At 69.1% G+C, this 16,167-nt stretch carries 13 protein-coding genes; 4 read left to right on the top strand and 9 right to left on the bottom strand.

Going from position 1 to position 16,167, the window contains the following annotated elements; translation table 11 throughout:
• Positions 1 to 100 precede the first annotated feature (100 nt).
• From argF to ACH4FH_RS06375, 7 genes are all read right to left on the bottom strand, one after another.
• Positions 101 to 1,105, bottom strand: coding sequence for an ornithine carbamoyltransferase (gene argF, locus ACH4FH_RS06405; protein WP_398554588.1), 1,005 nt, complete (start codon positions 1,103 to 1,105; stop codon positions 101 to 103).
• A gap of 489 nt (positions 1,106 to 1,594) precedes the next feature.
• A complete protein-coding gene (locus ACH4FH_RS06400) occupies positions 1,595 to 2,848 on the bottom strand; it encodes an arginine deiminase (protein WP_398554587.1) in 1,254 nt (417 codons plus the stop codon).
• A 778-nt stretch (positions 2,849 to 3,626) separates the two neighbouring features.
• Entirely contained in the window at positions 3,627 to 4,550 is a 924-nt protein-coding gene (locus tag ACH4FH_RS06395) for an LLM class F420-dependent oxidoreductase (protein WP_398554586.1), read from the bottom strand.
• 611 nt (positions 4,551 to 5,161) lie between these two features.
• Positions 5,162 to 5,617, bottom strand: coding sequence for a DUF6099 family protein (locus ACH4FH_RS06390; RefSeq protein ID WP_398554585.1), 456 nt, complete (start codon positions 5,615 to 5,617; stop codon positions 5,162 to 5,164).
• 670 nt (positions 5,618 to 6,287) lie between these two features.
• Positions 6,288 to 6,659 (bottom strand): nucleotide pyrophosphohydrolase, encoded by a 372-nt coding sequence (locus tag ACH4FH_RS06385; protein WP_398554584.1) that lies wholly within the window; start codon positions 6,657 to 6,659, stop codon positions 6,288 to 6,290.
• On the bottom strand, positions 6,656 to 8,356 hold the full coding sequence (locus tag ACH4FH_RS06380) for a biotin transporter BioY (protein WP_398554583.1): 1,701 nt from the start codon (positions 8,354 to 8,356) through the stop codon (positions 6,656 to 6,658). Before ACH4FH_RS06380 ends, ACH4FH_RS06385 begins: the two co-directional genes overlap by 4 nt.
• Before the next feature lie 55 nt (positions 8,357 to 8,411).
• Complete coding sequence (locus ACH4FH_RS06375) at positions 8,412 to 8,804, bottom strand: cell division protein SepF (RefSeq protein WP_398554582.1); 393 nt, start codon at positions 8,802 to 8,804, stop codon at positions 8,412 to 8,414.
• A 221-nt stretch (positions 8,805 to 9,025) separates the two neighbouring features.
• Between ACH4FH_RS06375 and ACH4FH_RS06370 the strand changes: the two genes are divergently transcribed.
• Positions 9,026 to 10,183, top strand: a complete 1,158-nt coding sequence (locus tag ACH4FH_RS06370) for a magnesium and cobalt transport protein CorA (protein WP_398554581.1) — start codon at positions 9,026 to 9,028, stop codon at positions 10,181 to 10,183.
• A 960-nt stretch (positions 10,184 to 11,143) separates the two neighbouring features.
• On the opposite strand, the gene ACH4FH_RS06365 is transcribed toward ACH4FH_RS06370, so the two are convergent.
• On the bottom strand, positions 11,144 to 12,139 hold the full coding sequence (locus ACH4FH_RS06365) for a LuxR C-terminal-related transcriptional regulator (RefSeq protein ID WP_398554580.1): 996 nt from the start codon (positions 12,137 to 12,139) through the stop codon (positions 11,144 to 11,146).
• A gap of 136 nt (positions 12,140 to 12,275) precedes the next feature.
• Between ACH4FH_RS06365 and ACH4FH_RS06360 the strand changes: the two genes are divergently transcribed.
• From ACH4FH_RS06360 to ACH4FH_RS06350, 3 genes are all read left to right on the top strand, one after another.
• Complete coding sequence (locus ACH4FH_RS06360) at positions 12,276 to 12,674, top strand: hypothetical protein (protein ID WP_398554579.1); 399 nt, start codon at positions 12,276 to 12,278, stop codon at positions 12,672 to 12,674.
• 38 nt (positions 12,675 to 12,712) lie between these two features.
• Positions 12,713 to 12,937: a hypothetical protein gene (locus ACH4FH_RS06355; RefSeq protein WP_398554578.1), complete on the top strand. Its 225-nt coding sequence runs from the start codon at positions 12,713 to 12,715 to the stop codon at positions 12,935 to 12,937.
• 113 nt (positions 12,938 to 13,050) lie between these two features.
• Positions 13,051 to 15,099, top strand: a complete 2,049-nt coding sequence (locus ACH4FH_RS06350) for a BTAD domain-containing putative transcriptional regulator (protein ID WP_398554577.1) — start codon at positions 13,051 to 13,053, stop codon at positions 15,097 to 15,099.
• A 17-nt stretch (positions 15,100 to 15,116) separates the two neighbouring features.
• Here ACH4FH_RS06350 and ACH4FH_RS06345 read toward each other — a convergent pair whose 3' ends face one another.
• Positions 15,117 to 16,166 carry an LLM class F420-dependent oxidoreductase gene (locus ACH4FH_RS06345; RefSeq protein WP_398554576.1) on the bottom strand — a complete coding sequence of 350 codons (1,050 nt, stop codon included), beginning with the start codon at positions 16,164 to 16,166 and terminating at the stop codon, positions 15,117 to 15,119.
• Position 16,167: the final 1 nt, after the last annotated feature.

Genomic DNA, 16,167 nt, shown 5'->3' with positions numbered 1-16,167 from the left:
CCCCTCCGACCGAAGACTCCAGACACACGGCGGCCAGGGCGCACGGCGGGATACGTCAGCCCGACCCGACGCTCACCCGCCCGGCCAGACGGCAGGGCAGCTAGCCGGCCAACGTCGCGACGAGCACGGCCTTGATCGTGTGCATCCGGTTCTCCGCCTCGTCGAAGACGACGGAGTGCGCGGACTCGAAGACCTCGTCGGTGACCTCGAGCGACGACAGTCCGTACCGCTCGTGGATCTCGCGGCCGACCGCAGTACCCAGGTCGTGGTAGGCGGGCAGGCAGTGCAGGAACTTGACCTCCGGCTTGCCGGTGGCACGCAGCACGTCCATCGTCACCGCGTAGGGAACGAGCAGCGCGATCCGCTCGTCCCACACCTCCTTGGGCTCACCCATGGAGACCCAGACGTCGGTGGTGACGAAGTCCGCGCCACGCACACCCTCGGCGACATCGGCCGTGACGGTGATGCGGGCACCGCTCTTCTCGGCAAGCGCCCGCGCCTGCTCGACGACCGCTTCTTCGGGCCACAGCTGCTGCGGCGCCACGATCCGGACATCCATACCGAGCAGCGCGCCGGTGATCAGGTAGGAATTGCCCATGTTGTTGCGGGCGTCGCCGAGGTAGGCGAAGGCGGTCTCCTTCAGGGGCCGGCCCTGACCGTGCTCGACCATGGTCAGCACGTCGGCGAGCATCTGCGTCGGGTGCCACTCGTCGGTCAACCCGTTGAAGACGGGCACGCCGGCATGCGCCGCAAGCTCCTCCACGTCCGCCTGGCGACTCCCCCGGAACTCGATGCCGTCGAACATCCTGCCCAGCACCCGGGCAGTGTCCTTCACCGACTCCTTGTGCCCGATCTGCGAGCCGGACGGGTCGAGGTAGGTGGTGGATGCCCCCTGGTCCGCCGCCGCGACCTCGAAGGAGCAGCGGGTCCTGGTCGAGGTCTTCTCGAAGATCAGGGCGATGTTCTTGCCCTTCAGGCGGGCGACCTCGGTTCCGGCGCGCTTGGCCGCCTTCAGCTCGGCAGCCAGGTCGATGAGTCGGCGGAATTCCTCGGCGCTGAAGTCCAGCTCCTTGAGGAAGTGGCGGCCCGTGAGGTCTATCGCCATGAGGGGCTCCTGGTTCGCGGCTGTCGGGGGACGGTCCTTAACCCTGGAAGTATATACAAGCCAATGCATCTCTATACGGAGCAGCCCACCCGCAGCCTCTCCCCGGTCCCGGCAGCTCCGGGCTGACACGCCTCCGCATTCATCCTTGCCGCAACGCCCCAGAGCCCAAAACGCATCGGCCTCACCGCCACCCGGAAGGCAACCCGCAGGCCGGCTCCGTTCCGGTACGTCCTGCCGGAACGGATGACGTACCGGAACGGAGCGGCTGGCACCGCAAGGAGCCACGCCCCAGAAACAAGCCGGAACAGGCCCGGACGGCAGCCACCGACCACCCCGGGCCTGTTCCGTGCCGACCTAACGGCAGGTACCGGGTGCCGGGTCGGCTGTGAGCGTGCGCGTGAGCCGTCGACTGTGGGCTGTCGCATCTCGGGGACCAGGCAGTGCCGCTCCTGGACAGACCCCGCCCCTGCCCCTGCCCTGCCCCCGCTCCTATCCCCGCCCCGCTCCCGGTCCCGCTCCGGGCACCGCATCCCGCTCCACCGGGCAGCTCATACAGCGCGGCCCACCACGTCCCCGACCCAGCTCGCTCCCCGGAATCGTGATCACCTCGATGCCGCGCTTGCGCAGGAAGGTATTCGTGGTGACATTCCGCTCGTACGCCACCACCACGCCCGGCTCCACCGCCAGCACGTTGCAGCCGTCGTCCCACTGCTCACGCTCCGCGGAGTGCACATCCTGCGTCGCGGTCAGGACCCGGATGTCGGCCAGGCCGAGAGCTGCCGCTATGGCGCGGTGCATGTGCTCCGGCGGATGGTCGGTGACCTTCAGGTCCTGGTCGCCCGAGCCCGGCTCGATGGTGTACGAGCGCAACATCCCCAGCCCGGCGTACTGCGTGAAGGTATCTCCGTCGATCATGGTCATGACGGTGTCCAGGTGCATGAACGCACGGCGCTTAGGCATGTCCAGCGCCACGATGCACCGCGCGGACCCCGCCGCGAACAACCCGCGCGCCAGCAGTTCCACGGCCTGCGGAGTGGTCCGCTCGCTCATGCCGATCAACACCGCACCACTGCCGAGCACCAGGACGTCCCCGCCCTCGATCGTGGAGGGGAAGTCGGCCTGACCCTCCGACCAGACGTGGAAATCCTCGCCGAGGAACAACGGGTGGTGCCGGTAGATCGCCTCGTAATGCACCGTCTCACGCTGCCGAGCCGGCCAGCGCATCGGATTGATCGACACTCCGTCATAGATCCACGCCGAGGTGTCGCGGGTGAAGAGGTGGTTGGGCAACGGCCCCAGCAAAAAGTCGTCCAGGTCCATCACATGGAAGCGAACCGAGGTCGGCTCGGGGTAGCGCTCCAGGAATTCCCGCTTGGTCATCCCACCGACCAGCGCCTCGACGAGTTCGGGCACAGGCAGCTCGTCGAAGGCCGTCCGCAGATGGTCGGTGGCCAGCGGACCGTACTCCTTCTCGTCGAAGACCCGGTCCAGGACAAGGTTCCGCGCCTCCGGGATCTCCAGGCTCTCGGCCAGCAGATCCCCGAAGAGGTGCACTTCCACGCCCCGGTCCCGGAGCACGTCCGCGAACCCGTCGTGCTCGGCCCGCGCCCGGCGCACCCACAGCACGTCGTCGAAGAGCAACGCATCCTTGTTCGACGGCGTCAGCCGCTTCAGCTCCAGATCGGGGCGGTGCAGAATGACGCGGCGCAGCCGCCCGGCCTCGGAGTCGACTTGGAATCCCATCTCCCCATCTTGGCCGTTTCCACGCCCGCGCGAGCGTCGTCACGGGATGTCGAAAGATCTCGGCACAATCCGAGACCGGAAACCGGCACACCAGGTGCCCAGCCCCGGAAACCGACACAGGGCACAAGCGGCCACGGTCAGCCCCTACATCGCGCCAACCGCAACCAATGGCAGCCGCCGCCCACGCCCATTGCCATTGCCCCCGGCGTCCACGCCCCTCGCTCCGCCTCTCCCAGAGCACGAGCACGAGCACGAGACGCTAGGCCACCGCGAACAGCCCCCACCTGACTTTCAGCCCTGGCCCCCGCCCCGACCCACACCCGCCGCGCACCCGCCCGCACCAATCCACTCGCTGCCCGGCACCGCTCGTTCAGCCCGGCCCGCCCGCGTCCCCTCGTCTTCCGGCCCCGGGTGCCGGCCTGCGGTCCGCCACGCCCAATGGCACTGCGCCCGGGCAATGCTGCGCGGAGATCGCGATGCAGACCACATACACGCCGCACAGCGTCGAGCACCACTACGCATGATCGAGGTGCTTGTTCAGCAGGGCGCCGAGGCCGATCCGCGGAAGGGCGGCGCTGCCGCTTCCGGCCTCGGCGGCTACCCGTGCCCCCGAGCCCGTCCGATGCCGCCAGCCCGGAAAAAGAGCTTTCGGCAGCGTCGCCCATACGTCACCCGGCCCCGACCGAGACCCCAAGCCGGAGCCGGAGCCGGAGCAACTCATAGTCATGCTCATCAAAAGGAGGGGAGACGAACCCCTACTCCCTATTGGTCTCTGCCGTCAGCTCAGCTGGGACTGCACGCGCGAGGAGATCAGCTCCAAGTGGTCCAGGTCGTCGAGGTCGAGCACCTGGAGGTAGAAGCGGGACGCACCGACGGAGGCGTACCGTTCGATCTTGTCGACGACCTCGGCGGGAGAGCCCGCCAGACCGTTGGCCTTGAGTTCTTCCACCTCCCGTCCGATGGCTGCGGCCCGCCGCGCCACCTCGGCGTCGTCCTTACCGACGCAGACCACAAGGGCGTTGGAGTACACCAGGTCGTCACCCTTTCGCCCGGCGACTTCGGCAGCCGCACGCACCCGGCCGAACTGGCGCTCGGTGTCTTCCAGGGAGGCGAAGGGGATGTTGAACTCGTCGGCGTACTGCGCCGCCAGTCGTGGCGTACGCGTCGCGCCGTGGCCTCCGACCAGCACCGGCACCTTGCCCTGGGCAGGCTTGGGGAGCGCGGGCGACTGCTCAAGCTGGTAGTGGATGCCGTCGTAGCTGAACTCCTTTCCTGCCTCGGTCGCCCACAGGCCGGTGACGATCGCCAGCTGTTCTTCCAGCCGTGCGAACTTCTCCTTCGGGAACGGGATGCCGTACGCCCTGTGTTCGTCTTCGAACCAGCCCGCTCCGAGGCCCAGCTCCACCCGCCCACCGGACATCTGGTCGACCTGCGCGACCTGGATGGCCAGCACCCCCGGGAGACGGAAGGTCCCCGCCGTCATGAGGGTGCCGAGGCGGATGCGCTTGGTCTCTCGGGCGAGACCGGCAAGCGTGATCCAGGCATCCGTCGGGCCGGGCAAGCCGTCCGCGTTGCCCATCGGCAGATAGTGGTCGGAGCGGAAGAAAGCGTCGAAGCCGAGATCCTCGGTGGCTTTGGCGACGGTAAGAAGGGTGTCGTAGGAGGCCCCCTGCTGAGGCTCCGTGAAAATTCGTAGATCCATGCCTCCATCCTGCACGCTCAACGGCATACCAACCGTGAGGCCGCGTCGATCACTGGGTTGGGTCATTCAATAGGCCCTGGAAAGCGGCCAATTACTTGCGCCGCGCGGGGTGGGGTTGGGTGAAGCGGGGTGGAGTGGGGTGGGGTGGGGTGGATTGTGGTCGGCAGCTATTTGGGGAGGCGACTGTATGGACTGGGGGAGATAGCCCCAGCCTGTAGAGGTGGGTGACCACGGGGGGGGCTGCGCCTGCGCAGATCAGCGGTCCGGGGCGAGTGCGGGCGGAGAGTCCCGGCCGAGGGATCGATCTGCCGTGGATTCGAGCATCTCCGTGAGCTCTGTCGGCTCTGTGCGGGGGGGGCGGGGGCCGTCGCCGCCTCCGGAGTCCCTGCTCATCTCGTGAGCATTCGTGATGAGTTGGCGGTGGCGAGAGTTACCGCTCGCAAGTCGCAGCCGGGGCCTGAGGCCGTAATGGCGCCTGCCTGAACGTCGTGGTCACGCACCGCTCGGGTGGCCGGAGGGCGAGTAGCTTCGTGCCGGAGTGGACGGACTCCGAAGTGTCACCGCGCATGGCACCCCACACCTACGTGGCGGCTGCGAGATTGCGCATGGCGTCACGCGGGGTCCCGGTCTCGCAACTCCAGTTTTTCGAGTATTCCGGTCACCCGGTCTCTCGATTCATCGGCCGTATCCATGGCCTCGACGCAGGTCCAGTACATCCCCTCCTCGTCAGCCGAGCACACTACGTTCACCAGCGCTTCGCACACTTCTCTCAGCAGTAGGCACAGCCCCGTCAAAGCGGCCTTGACGTCCCGCACTTCGGACAGCTGAGCCGCCCTCAGCCCTCCGGTTGCCGACACCGGGCACAGCAGTCCCCCGCTGAACCGCCCGCCCGCGTCGCCCAACCCTCGCGCTCTGGACCGCACTTCGTACGGCCCGAATATCGCGATATGGCTGCCGATCGCCTCGGCTAAAGCTTGCGCCTGCCACGCCTCGACAATCACGTCCTGGACCGTGTTCGCCTGCGCCAGACCGCGCCGACTGGCCGCGATGATCCGCACCGCGTCCATCCGCGCCCCCTCCTTCCACCCTCACTCGCGTCCGCCCTACACCTTGTCATTACCCAGAGTGAGGGCTGGCAGCCGAAAACACCAGAGAATTTCGCAAATCTGTGGACAAGCAAGGCGATGTGGAAAGATCCATGACTCCGGAGCGTAACCAATGGCCTGCCGGAGAGCACTCCAAGCGCACAGGCCACTCTGGCTCCATGTGCCCCGCTACCACTCGACGGCACACACGCCCCGTAAGGCACTACCGGCGCGCCGATGACTGCTATCCCTCCGCGCAGCCCGATCCACAGCACCGAGAGAGGGGCCGGATACGGAAGCGAGCAAGAGGGCGACGAGGGTGATGAGGACGCGAAGACCGGGGGCACGCAGCGCAGGGGCGGATGCCGAGGGGGCGGATGCCGAGGGAGCCGCCGTCCCCCAGCGCCGGGCCGGCTACTGGGAAATGACCGAGGGAGGAGCTGGCAGAGAGGGGGCAGGGGCGGAACGCACGACGACGCGGACACGCGCCGAGAGGGAGGCGCAGGGCGGCGAGAGGAAAGGCGTCGGACGCCATCCCCCCTCCCCCCTCGCTCCCCTATCCCCCTACACCTCCGCTCCCCTGCCCCCACCTACCCCTACGCCCACTCCTCCGCTCCCCTGCCCCCACCTACCCCTACGCCTACTCCTCCGCCTACTCCTCCGCCTCGCCTTCGCTCCCCCGGGGCCGGTCCGGTCGCGCCTCGCGAACCGCAGGGAATCGGGACTCGTTGCGCTCGATCTTCGCGGCGAGTGCCGTCAGGGCGTCGATGCCGAGCGCCTCGCAGAACTGCAGCAGGTACGCCAGCACATCGGCGACCTCGTCCTCGACGCGGCCGGCCCGCCGCGGGTCGGACATCACCTTCGCCGATTCCTCCGGGGTCAACCACTGGAAGATCTCGACCAGTTCGGCCGCCTCGACACTGAGCGCCGCGGCCAGGTTCTTGGGCGTGTGGTACTGCTGCCAGTCCCGGGCCGCCGCGAATTCGGCCAGTCGCCGCTGCAGGGCATGAAGATCCTCACTCATGCCCCTAGGTGTAGCACCTGCACACCGGGCAGCCCTTCGGCGACCGACGGGTCCCTTACCGTCCCCAGCAGCCGGACGTGCCCGCGTTCAGCCATCCGTACGGCCAGCGACACCAGCTCGCGCGCCTGCCTGCGGTCCATGCAGCGGTCCATGCCGTCCGCCATGACCGTCAGCTGCTGCTGAGCGGACGGGATCTCGCCCGCCGGGTCCATTGCGAGCACCCCGGGCCCCGTGAGCAGTACCAGCGCCAGGGCGAGAAAGCGGAGTTCGCCGTCGCCGAGTTGTTCAACGGGCATCACGCCCAGCGCACCCCGGTCGACCACGGCTTGGACGCCGCCCGCCGCGCCCTCCCCCTTGTCGCTCACACGAGGTGTCTGACCTGCCTGGCCCGCCTTCCCCACCACCCGGTGGCCCGACCGGTCCGCCTGCCCCGCCGGAGCGGCCTGCCCCACCCGGCTTGTCACAGTGCCCCTCGACGCCTGCCCGACGCCTGACGAGAGTGTCGAAACCGGCGACCCCGGCGCGCCGGGCGAACCTGGCGACCCCTGCCACCCCGTGGCCTTCGGCGCTCCCGGCGCTACGCCACGGTCACCCGCGTCGAGGCCGGCCACGGCCCCGCCTGCCGTGCCCCGCGCGCCCGTCGCACCGGCCGCCGCACCGGGCACAGCCCCCTTGTCCGTGGCATCCGGCTGCCGAGGGATCGCTCGCAACCCGTCGACAGGGCCGTTACAGGCATCCCGTACGGCCGCGACCAGTACCGCATGCCGTCGCGCGCACTCGCGGCTCGTCCGATCGAGGACTGCGGGGAGGTTGTCGCAGGACGACCTCAGCCTGCCCTCGTCCGGTTCCGCGTCGGCGTCGCGGCCCCAGCCGCCGGCCTCGCCACCGCCCCGGCTCGCCGGCCTCCCCCGCTTGTTCGCGCTCCCCCGCGCGGAGTTCCCGCCCTTGCCACTACCGCGCGCCGCCCCGCCCCCTCGCCCGGCGCCACCCCCGCCACCCCCGTCACCACCGCGTGCCTCAACGGCCCGCCCCGCACCACCCGCAACGGCGCCCGCCCGCTCCTGCCCCGCGCCCCGCATGACCTCCGGACGCGGGTCGCACGCGAAGGCGGATCGGAGCGCGACCACGACCTGCTCGGCCGCGGCCAGCACCAGGCGCTGCCCCGCCGTCTTGCCCGCGACACGCAGCGGCAGCAGCGAGGTGCCCAGTCGGTCGTCGGGGAGCGGGGCGCGGGTCACGGGGGTGGCGCCCGCCGTGTGCCAGGCCGCCTGGACGGCGGGGCGGGCCGGGTCGGTGAGCGCCGTGGTGAGCAGCGTCTCACCGCCACCGGTCAACCGCTCCCCGACGATGCGCAGTTCAGGTTCTGCCTGTACGGCGAGATCGAGCATGACGGGGCCGGCCGGGCCGTCGACCGTGCAGCCGATGCGGAAGCCGCGCCGCCCCTGATCGTCGGGGCGCGCACCTGCCGGAACGCACGCCGACGCGCCGCCGGCCACCGCCTCGACCGCCCGCGCCAGCGACTCCCCGCTGCCGAGCCGGGAGAGGATCTCGTACGCCTGCAGGGCGCTGGACTTGCCGCTGCCGCTCTCCCCGCTCAGCAGTGTCAGGGGGCCCAGCGGCAGGGTGACCCCTCGGTGGGTTTTGAAGGCGGACAGCCGTAATTCGGTGACCGCAGGTCGTGCACTGTCGGTATCCATACGGGGACGCTATGCATCGGTCCGCACGGAGAACCGTTACGCCCAACAGCTCTTCCTACGAACGGGGGACGGTGCCGCCCGCAGGTTCCGCGACCTCCGTACCGACCGGCGCCAGCAGGAACACGTTGGTGTCGACGCGGTGCATTCCACTGCCCAGGCCGAACACGACGCCGCTGGAGAAGTCCAGGATGCGCTTGGCGACATCGGAGTCGGCGCTGCTGAGGTCCAGCAGGACGGGGATCTGCGCCATGAGGTACTCGGCGACCTCGCGGGCGTCCGCGAAGGTCTGTACGCGGATGACGATGAACCGCCGCATCTCCTCCGCGGGTTCCTCCTCGGGGAGGGCGCGGTGGTCGGGCCAGGAGGGCCATTCGCTGCTGCTGCGGAGCGGTACGACCTCGGCGAGCCCTTCCCACTGCTCGTCGGTGGCATCGGGTCGGCCGTTCACCGAATCACCTCACTCAGAGGAGCGCTGACTGTCTGCGGTATCTGCATCGCACAATTCTAGGGATAAACACACAAATATTGCCGGACGCGACACACGCGGCGTCAGGCCCCTCTCCCATCCTGCACCATGGCCCCTGACCAGTACCGACAGCCGGGGCAGATATCCTGCGTCGAGTTTCTGTGTGCCTGTTCATCCCCCCTTGTGAAGGAGGTCGGTTCTGCGTGAGCACTGAGCCTCCCGGTAGGCGTCTGCGCCGACTGCGCGGCCTGCGCAAACCCGCGAAGAAGCGGCCTGCCGCGCCCCCGGCCGACGAGGCGACGAGGCGTCCCGACTCGAACGAGCAGCCGACAGAGACGGCCAGCAGCGTTCTCCACGCGGCCCTCTACCGCGAGGGGCGGCGCGTCAGCACCCACGACACCCTGGCCGACACCTTTCAACAGCTGCGCAGCACCCCGGACACGCTGGCGTGGATCGGGCTGCACCGCCCCTCCTCCGACGAACTGGTCACTCTGGCTTCGGAGTTCGATCTCCACCCGCTCGCGGTCGAGGACGCGCTGGAGGCCCATCAGCGGCCAAAGCTGGAGCGGTACGGCGAGACCCTCTTCGTCGTTCTGCGCGCCGCCCGCTATCTGGACGATCCCGAGGAGGTCGATTTCGGGGAGCTGCATCTCTTCGTCGGCCGCGATTTCGTCATCACCGTGCGGCACGGCGGCGCCCCCGACCTCTCGGCCGTACGGCGCCGCATGGAGGAGACCCCCGAACTTCTCAAGCGTGGCCCCGAAGCGGTCCTCTACGCCATCCTCGACGCCGTCGTCGACGGCTACGTGCCGGTCGTCGCGGGGGTCCAGAACGACATCGACGAGATCGAGACCGAGGTCTTCGGCGGTGACCCACGGGTCTCCCGGCGTATCTATGAACTCTCCCGCGAGGTCGTGGAGTTCCAGCGCGCGACCCGCCCGCTGAACGGCATCCTGGAGAGCCTGACCGCCGGCTTCGAGAAGTACGCGATCGATGCGGAGCTCCGTCGCTATCTGCGCGATGTGGCCGACCACGTGCTGCACACGACGGAACGCGTGGACGGCTTCCGGCAGGCCCTGCAAGACATCCTCACCGTCAACGCGACGCTGGTGAACCAGCAGCAGAACGCCGAAATGCGCGCCCTGGCCGAGGCCGGCTTCGAACAGAACGAGGAGATCAAGAAGATTTCGAGCTGGGCGGCGATTCTCTTTGCCCCCACTCTCGTCGGCACCATCTACGGCATGAATTTCGCTCATATGCCGGAGCTGCACTGGGCGTTCGGGTACCCGTTCGCGATCATCCTCATGGCGGTCGTGTGCACCAGCTTGTACGTCATCTTCAAGCGGCGGGACTGGCTGTGAGAGCCCGATCCGCCGGCGCCTGCGAATGACGAAGGCCGGCTGCCGCAACCGGTCTCGGACCTCTGGCAGCCTGCCATCAGTGGTAGCGCCTCCGGATCGCACGTGCGCCCAGCGGCATCCGCGCCCTTCGACGCCGAAGGATGGCGGCAGCCGGGACGGGAAGTTCCGCGTGCAGATGCCGTACAGAGGGATGGGGCGGCTGCCTGGCATGCTCCTCAGACCCTCGTATTGAACCGATCAAGCAGTGGAGCGAGCATGCCGCGGTTCCGCAGCCTGTCGCGGGTGGCCGTACCGGCCCGGTTGTCGGAGGAGCTCCACAACGGGCCGCGAAAAGCAGCAATGGTGGTGCTTGGCTTCGGCGGAGGAAGAAACCTGACCGACCGGCCGGACTTTATCCCGGCGAAGGACCAAGCATTCGGTCCGGGGGCTGACTCGGGAATTCCTGGAGGATCACCGGGCGAGGGACTCAGTGCCCGCGTCACGGATGTGAAACTGCCCTTCGGAATCCTTGACCGCACTCCGGCGCCGCATTTCGTCACAGTGCCTTCGTTGGACGACCCACGTGAATGCCGGAAGCGTTTCCCGTTGTTCCCTCCCGAGGATTACGGAATGCTCCGGTCTGTCTTCCAGAGACTTTCCGGGACCGGCACGGGGAACGGTGTACGCGAGGGAGAACGTCTTTCGCTGCCGGCCTCCGGGCGAAGTCCGCACACCGTGCCGGGCAGCGGTATGCCCGTCGATGTTCGATGGCACGGCGCGCCGGCGCCGGGGAGCGCGATCGCGTCGGCCGGTGCTTCACGGCCGACGCGATCGCGGCGCCGCTCGCTGCGATCGCGGCTGTCGGTGGACCGGGACGATCTCGAACAGGGCGCTAGGCGGCCGAGCCCGATGGAGTGTGACAGCGATCCGCCCCCCGCAGGGGGACCGACGTCACGGCAGAGGGGGACATGGAGTGGCGTTTCATGGCTGGGAGGGAAGCCATTGACGCTGCACCGCCAGGGCCCCGGCCTGGAAACGGCTGCGGGAGCCCAGTCGCTCCATGAGGTTGTTGGCGATCCGGCGCGCGGTCCGGGCCGAGACGCCCAGCCGCTTCGCGACGGCCTCGTCGGTCAGGCCTCCGTAGAGGAACTCCAGGACCTCCCGTTCCTGGGCCGTGAGCCCCTGGTCGTCGGGCGTGGAGACGGCGCCCAGTGGGTTGGCCGAAGCCCACGTGCTCTCGAAGAGGGCGCACAGCGCGGCGAGGGTGCCCTGCCCGTGCAGAACAACGGCGCCTTCCTTGGTGTTGTCGGTGTTGGTGGGGATCACCGCGGCCTCACCGTCCATAATGATCATTCTGACCGGAAGCGACGGCGCGGTGCGCACCTCTCCTCCGTGGGTTGCCAGCCACTCGGCGTAGGCCGTGGTGTGCGGGCTGTTGCGCACGCTGTCCAGGTAGACGGTGCGCAGCCGGACCCCTCGATTCAGCAGTTGCTGGTCCAGCGGCTTGGCGGCCAGCAGACTCTCCTCGGAATGCCCCCCGTTCGGTGCGAAACACATCACCTCGCGGCGCACCTTCCGGGTCATCGCGGAGAGTTTTTTCCGGATCGCGTCGACGCCCACCAGGTAGGTACTGCTCGGCTCCGCCCACGGCGACTGCATCTCTGCGTACTGAGCGATGAGCTTCGCGGCGGCGGCTCTCGAGGCGTCAACTCTCGAAAGCTGAACTGCCAATTCCGCTTGCTGCTTCGCGAGGAGAATCTCCAGGCCGAACTCCGGCGACACCGCCTGGAACTGCGTTCCGCATTCCTCCTGGGTGCGGACCAGCGCAAGCTCGCTCAGGGAGTCGAGCGTCTCGGTGACCTCTTGTTCCGACAGGCCGGTGATACCGGCGATTGCGGGTATCCCGGCGCCAGGATGGGCAAGCATACATCGGTAGACTTCCTCCGATCGGGCGTCCAGACCCAGCAATTCCAGCATTGTCCGCCTCCCAAATTTCGAGTCGAGCCGATAATGACATATGACTCGAACTGGATGCCGAACGTTTTCTCGTTGGCCGGTTCCGGCCAACGGGGAACTCCTTGCCGTGCGCTCCTCAACCTCCCATCGTCGTCCCATGCACCTGATTCATGTCTGTTTGCGCGCTCTTCCCGAGAACGGCCCCCCGGACGGCATCGCCGCCTGGGTGAAGGCCGCGGCCGTACCCGGCGACGCACTCCAGCATGTGAGCGTGCACACAACCGGCCCCGGTCTGCTCACCATTGGGCTTTTCCACGCCCTGCGGCGGCTGCATGACGCCGAGAGCACGGCGCTGCGCCTCTCCCGACTGGCGGTCACTGCCGGCCCGCTCGGGGAGTACACCCTGCTCTCCTGCGGGGCCGTGATGGTGCCGGAGGTGCACAACCGGCTGCTCGCCGAGACGACCGGCGGGGCCGGAACGGAGGACGAAACGGGACGGGACCGATTTCGGCCAGACGGAAACACTTCAAGTCGGCCGGATCGGCCGCAAGACTGACGTCACACCAAGGGCCCTGGTGGACCACCGAGAAACCGATGCTGCTTCCCATTGACCGTCAGACCGGCGTGTGGGGGAGCGCATCAGCTTTCATGCTCTTCAGGGGGAAAAGCATGTTCCATCGCGCCTTCCGCGGTGCCCGGCCCGTCGTCACGACCGCCGCGATGCCGATCTTTATCGTGCAGAACTCCGCCGCGCTGCCATGCGGATTCACCGCCGCCGCTTCGGCCGACGACCCGGACCACTCCATGATCTGGGACTGACCACCCCAGCCGTATTCGATCCGACCGGGCCGCCGCGCACCGGACCTCGTCCGGCTGCCGGCGGCCCCCTTTTTTGTCCGCCTAGGGGGAACCGAACAGTGCTTGGTTCGCAGATGAAACCGATCGCACACCGAGACATCGCAAGCATCATCAGAGGCGCCCGCGCCCGCAGTGGCGTGAGCCAGCGGGTGGTCGCCGAGCAATCGGGCATCAGCCTTCGTGCCCTGCGTGAAATGGAGCAGGGGCGGGTCCGCTCACCACGGGCCAGCTCACTCAAGAGACTCGCCGAAACGCTCTGCGAGCCACGGCTGTTCACGCACCTGCCCGGCGCCGCCCCCCAGGGAGCGGCCGTCTACACGGACGACGACCCGCTCGTCCTGCGCGTCCTGGGGCGCCTCTCGGTGTCCCGGGGTCCGATCGAGCTGACCGCGGGGACGCCGAAGCAGCAGAGCCTGCTCGGACTGCTGGCCCTGCGCGTCAACCAGGTCGTGGACCGGGACGAGATCATCGACGTGCTGTGGGGAGACGACATCCCCGACTCCTTCGGCCAGTTGATCCACACCTACGTGTACCGCATACGTCAGCTGCTGGAGGTGCACGCGGCACCCGACGGCGGGCAGCCGCTCCTCGTACGCCGGGCCACCGGCTATGAGCTGCAGATGCCGGAGGGAGGCAGGCTGGACCTGCTCGAATTCCGCCGGCTGCTCCAGGAGACCTCGGGAGCGCGCGCCGAGGGTGACCCGGATGCGGAAGTGGCGCTGCTGGGTGAGGCGTTGTCGCTGTGGCGCGGACCGGTACTGGAGGGAATGGGGCCGATCCTCCTGAGCCATCCCGTCGCCGTCGAGTCCGTGCAGCAGCGGGTGGCGTCCGCGCTGCGACTGGCCGACCTCGTACTGCCGCGGGGGCGGTACGAGGACGTCATCGACCACCTCCGGCCGATCGCCCGCGGCAACCCGCTGCACGAAGGGGTGCACGCACGGCTCGGCACGGCGCTGGCCGGTTCCGGTCAGCGGGCCGCCGCCCTGGAGATGTTCGCCGCGGTCGATCGCCGGCTGCGCAACGAGAGCGGCATCGGCGCCGGCGAGGAGCTCCGCACCGCGCAGCTGGCCATTCTCCGTACCGATGAGGAACGCCTCGTCGCGCGCCCGGCCGTCCGGCCGGCCGGCGGGGAGCCGGTTCGCCCGTTCCAGCTGCCGGCCGGTATCCGTGACTATGTGGACCGCCCCGAACAACACCGCATCGTCCACCACTTGGCCGGCCGGGGCCCGCAGGTCTCCTTCGGTGCGGCACCGGTCGCCGCGCTGTACGGTCCGGCCGGTGTGGGAAAGTCCATTCTCGCCGCCCGTGTCGCGGCCTCCTCCCGGCCGAACTTCCGGGACGGGATCCTGCACGGCGAGCTGCGCACCGGCACTCCTGACGAAGTTCGCGCCCTGCTGGGCCGCTTCGTCATGGCGCTCGGAGTACCGGTCGACGCGGTACCCGACGGGTTGCCGGGCCGGATCGCCCTCTACCGCGGGCTGCTCGCAAAGCGTCAGGTGCTCGTGGTGATCGATGACGCGGCGGGCGAGCAGGCCGTGCGGTCGATGGTGCCGGGCGGTGTGACCAGCGCCCTTCTCATCAGCAGCCGGGCGCCGCTGTCCAGTCTCGAAGGCGCACGGCACTTCCGGGTCTCCCCTTTCGACACCGACCAGGCCGTGACGCTGCTCGCCCATATCGCGGGTGAGTCCCGGATCTCGGCCGAGCGGGACGCCGCCGAGCGGATCGCCCGGCTCTGTGGGCGGCTGCCGCTGGCCCTGCGGATCGCCGGCATGCGGCTGGCCGGCCGGCCGCACTGGGCGCCGTCCCGGCTGGCGGACCGTCTGGAGGACGAGTCCTGCCGGCTCGGGGAACTGGTGACGGGAGACCTCGACATCCGCGGACGGCTGGGCCGCGGTCTGCCTGCGCCCGGGACGGCACTGCGGGAGGCGGTACGTACCCTCGCCGCCGCCGCCGGTTCGTTCACCATCGCCTCGGCCGCCGCGGTCCTCGGCCGTCCCGTCCGGGAGGCCGAGGACCTCCTGGAGGTGCTGGTCGACCAGCAGGTGCTCGAAGGCCCGGCACGGTCCGGCGGCGAGTACGCGTTCCTGCCCCTCACCAGGCTGCACCTCCAGGAGCCCGCGTAGTCGGCGCACGAGGGGTCTCAGTCGCACAGCTCCTTCAGCCTGGCGATCAGGGACGCCTCCGTCGCGCCCTCGCCCGGCACCGGTTCGACCTGGAGATGCGTGACCCCGGCCTCCCGGTGGGCGGCGATCCGGTCCTTCACATAGCTCTCCGGACCGCAGAGCGTGGTGGCCTCCAGTAGTTCTTCCGGTACGGCCGCCGCGGCGGCCGCCCGGTCGCCCGCGAGGAAGAGCCGCTGGACGGCTTCGGCCTCGTGGGCGTAGCCGTAACGGCAGACCAGGTCGTAGTAGTAGTTCTGGCCCGGGGCGCCCATGCCGCCGATGAACAGGGCCAGTTGTCCGCGGGCGCGCTGCCGTACGCGGGCGGCGTCCGGGCCGATGGCGAGGAGACCGCCCGCCGATATACGGAGGGGCCCGAGCCGGGAGTCCCGGGCGGCGGCGCCCGCTTTGAGGCTCGGCCCCCAGACCTGGTCGCACCACTCGGGCACGAAGAACATCGGCAGCCAGCCGTCGGCCACCTCCGCGGCCATCCGCACGTTCTTCGGGCCGAGTGCCGCGACCCACACCGGTACCTCGGGACGTACGGGGGCGGACAGCAACCGCATCGGGACGCCCAGCCCGCAGGCCCCGCCCTCCCCCGCAGGAAGCGGCAGCCGGACGGTGTCGCCGCCATAGGTGACGGGCTTGTCCCGGCGCCAGAACGCACGCATGACGTCGATCGTCTCGCGGGTGCGGGCGACCGGCGCGCGGTAGGGAACGCCGTGCATGCCCTCCACGACCTGTGGTCCCGATGCGCCGAGTCCGATGTGGGCACGGCCCCCTGACAGGGCGTCGACTCCGGCGGCCGTCATGGCGAGCAGGGCCGGAGTCCTGGTGAAGGTCGGCAGGATGCCGGAACCGATCTCCACCCGGCTGGTGCGTGCGGCGATGTATCCCATGAAGCTGGGGGCGTCGAAGCCGTACGCTTCCGGAACCCAGATGTGGTCCAGTCCGGCGCTTTCGAGTGCGGTCACGTTTCGGGCGGCCTCGACGATGTCCGTGTCGTAGCGCAGCTGCATCGCGATCTTCATG

Source organism: Streptomyces sp. NPDC017993 (assembly GCF_044328065.1).
Lineage (GTDB): Bacteria > Actinomycetota > Actinomycetes > Streptomycetales > Streptomycetaceae > Streptomyces.
This window is presented reverse-complemented; position numbering and strand designations above follow the sequence as displayed.

What these genes read in the sequence shown, in the direction of transcription:
- ACH4FH_RS06365 (WP_398554580.1), bottom strand. Translation starts at nt 12,139, where the DNA reads ATGCTGGAATTGCTGGGTCTGGACGCCCGATCGGAGGAAGTCTACCGA.
- argF (WP_398554588.1), bottom strand. Translation starts at nt 1,105, where the DNA reads ATGGCGATAGACCTCACGGGCCGCCACTTCCTCAAGGAGCTGGACTTC.
- ACH4FH_RS06395 (WP_398554586.1), bottom strand. Translation starts at nt 4,550, where the DNA reads ATGGATCTACGAATTTTCACGGAGCCTCAGCAGGGGGCCTCCTACGAC.
- ACH4FH_RS06360 (WP_398554579.1), top strand. Translation starts at nt 12,276, where the DNA reads ATGCACCTGATTCATGTCTGTTTGCGCGCTCTTCCCGAGAACGGCCCC.
- ACH4FH_RS06350 (WP_398554577.1), top strand. Translation starts at nt 13,051, where the DNA reads ATGAAACCGATCGCACACCGAGACATCGCAAGCATCATCAGAGGCGCC.
- ACH4FH_RS06400 (WP_398554587.1), bottom strand. Translation starts at nt 2,848, where the DNA reads ATGGGATTCCAAGTCGACTCCGAGGCCGGGCGGCTGCGCCGCGTCATT.
- ACH4FH_RS06385 (WP_398554584.1), bottom strand. Translation starts at nt 6,659, where the DNA reads ATGAGTGAGGATCTTCATGCCCTGCAGCGGCGACTGGCCGAATTCGCG.
- ACH4FH_RS06355 (WP_398554578.1), top strand. Translation starts at nt 12,713, where the DNA reads ATGCTGCTTCCCATTGACCGTCAGACCGGCGTGTGGGGGAGCGCATCA.
- ACH4FH_RS06390 (WP_398554585.1), bottom strand. Translation starts at nt 5,617, where the DNA reads ATGGACGCGGTGCGGATCATCGCGGCCAGTCGGCGCGGTCTGGCGCAG.
- ACH4FH_RS06380 (WP_398554583.1), bottom strand. Translation starts at nt 8,356, where the DNA reads ATGGATACCGACAGTGCACGACCTGCGGTCACCGAATTACGGCTGTCC.
- ACH4FH_RS06345 (WP_398554576.1), bottom strand. Translation starts at nt 16,166, where the DNA reads ATGAAGATCGCGATGCAGCTGCGCTACGACACGGACATCGTCGAGGCC.